Below are 2540 nucleotides of genomic sequence, written 5' to 3' on the forward strand. Positions count from 1 at the left end.
GTCCTCGGCGCTGTTTACCCTCACGGTCACCCCCACTCTCCTGGTTTGCCTAAGCCGGGGGGGGGGGGGGGGCCCCCCCCCCCGGGGGGGGGGGGGGGGGCCGCCGCGCAGCCCGACCAGGTACGCGTCGTGGAACGGCAGGTTCTGGACCGGGCTCTCCAGGGTCACCGGGCCGGGGCGCACGTAGGTGAAACCGACCACCTCGGGCAGTAGGCCGTACGTCTGCCGGCGGGCGTCCTGCCAGTCCTGGTCGGGGCGGGAGGAGGTGCCCAGCGGGGTGCCGTCGGCGGCGTGGTGCCTGACCGCGAGGATCCGGTCGATGAGGACGCGGGAGCCGTCCGCCGCGACCAGTTCGGACGCCCACGGAAGCGGCGGCGGTGTCCGCTCCGGGTCGGCGAGGACCTCCAGGGCGCCCTGTGCGGCGGTGACCATGGCCTGGAGCCGGGGCCGGTGGCCCGGGGGAAGCGTGTCGACGGAGTCGGCCGCCTCCTGGACCGCCGCGCGCAGGGACCGATGCAGGGGGTGGTCGACGGGCAGCGGGGTGCCGAGCGCGTACTCGCCGAGGGCGCGGGAGATCAGCTGGCTCTCGCCCACCGGCATCAGGCGGCGGGGGGACCCCGACGGCTGGGGCAAGCCGGCCATCAGGACCATCTGCACGAAGTGGGTGAGGCCCCGGACGGCCTCGTTGTCCAGGATGCGGTTCAGGGACTCGGTCAGGACGTCGTCGGGCAGCGGGGCGCGCTGCGCGAGGGCCCGGCGGTAGGCCTCCCGGCTCAGCTCCGCCAGCTCGGCCACGGCCTGCCGGATCTGCTCCGGCGTCATCAACTGCTCGCCGTCGTAGGCGAAGTGGCGGAGCTCCGTGAGGACCAGCGGGATGTCGAGGCGGCCGCCGTCGGTGTCCAGGGTCGGATACCGGTGGTCGTCCATGTCGACCGTCTGCTTCTGCGTGACGGGCCTGCCGTCGGAGGTGCGGCCGGTCAGCGCGGCGGTCGTGTGCTCGCGCGCGGAGGGGACGTCGCCGATCGTGGCGTCGAAGTAGCCCGGGAAGAGGGGCTTGTCCGGGGTGATGGTGCGGCGGTAGAGGTCCAGCAGCCGTCCCAGGGTGGCGGCGAGTCCCGCGCTGATGGTGTCGTGGTGCCGGTCGAGGAAGCCCCTGGCCCGGGGCCGTAGCGCCCGCAGGACCCGGTCCAGGGCCGGACGGGACGCCACCGCCAGGCCGTTCTTCACCATGAACGCGGCGGGGCCCTGGTTGAGGATGACGCCGGTCGGCCGGGCGACGGCGTGGGCGTAGGCGAAGCGGAGGTAGCCCCACAGATCGTCGACGTCCGGGACCGGGGCGAGGAAGGGGACGACCACGTCGGGCACGTCGGTCCGCCCGGTGACGGCGCGGACGAACTCCGCGGTGGCCTTCATCGCGAATTCTCGGCCCGACGCCTCCACCGCCCCGATCGCGCCCTTGGGAAGCCGGTCCACCGCCCGGTCCTGGAGCAGGCTCAGCCCCAGGGCGGGGAAGCCGGTGGTGGGCTGCACGTAGGCGCGGTTCGTCCGGACCGGGGTCTGGCCGACCAGGGTCCTGCCGCCCAGTTCGGTGACCGTCCAGCCGTCCTCGGCGGGCAGCAGGTCCGCGAGGGCGGTCTGCGGGGCCGCGCCCGGCTGGTCGCGGCCGTCCAGGGCCCGTTCCACCCGGGCGAGCCGCTCCAGCGTCTCCTCGGGGGACTGCCGCCGCTCGCCCGGGAGCACCGCCATCGGCTCGACGACGATCTCTCCGATGAGGTAGCCGAACCGCTGGGGCTTCGGGTCGCCCGGAACCATGGGCGGAAGGGTCAGGTGCAGGCGGCCGTCGGCCGTCCGCGCGACGCTCGCGTGGTCCGTGACGATGCTGAAGCCGGGAGCGGTGGCCAGGACCTGCTTGGCCGGGACGTCGCCGAGGCCGCTGATCACGAAGACCAGCCGCCGTTCGATCTCCAGGCCGATGGCTCCGTAGGCGCGGCCGGTCGCCGCGTCCAGCAGGGAGTGCGGGGTGGAGGACGACGCGGCGAAGGCGGGCAGGGCGCCCTCGACGGCCCGGCCCGCCGGGCCGACGACCAGGGCCCGCGCCTCGGACGCCGCGACCGGGGGCGGCGCGGAGGAGAGCTGACGGCCGTCCCGGGCCGAGAGGTCCAGCCACATCACGCCGTCGAAACCGCCGAGGTGGTAGGCGGCCCACGCGTGGCCCAGCGCCTCCCCCTGACGCCGTGCCAGGACGAACGCCGCCGCGCCCGGCCCCTGGGCGGCGACGGTCCGGGCCACCGCCTCCCACGAGCCCACGGGGCTCCAGCCCGGCCCCGGGACCAGGGCGGAGGCCGGGGTCGCGGTGCCGAGCACCGCGTCGTCGACCGTGGCCGCAGGACGTACGCCGCCCGGGTACAGGGCGTCGCGGAGCGCGCCCAGCAGGACCAGGCACCGCCGCTCGGTGAGGCCGCGGCGCGGCGCGGGGCCCGCGATCCGCCGGGCCGTCACCGTCAGCCGGGGGCGGCTGAGCGGGGCGGAGCGCGGTGGGG

Annotated in this window: 1 protein-coding gene; it reads right to left on the bottom strand. The window is 76.0% G+C overall.

Annotated features, from left to right (window positions below; translation table 11 throughout):
- On the bottom strand, positions 1 to 2540 hold a 2540-nt coding region (locus JS521_RS21230; protein WP_205084533.1), incomplete at both ends, for a toxin glutamine deamidase domain-containing protein.

The sequence above is a fragment of the Streptomyces durocortorensis genome (genome assembly GCF_016901035.1).
Lineage (GTDB): Bacteria > Actinomycetota > Actinomycetes > Streptomycetales > Streptomycetaceae > Streptomyces > Streptomyces durocortorensis.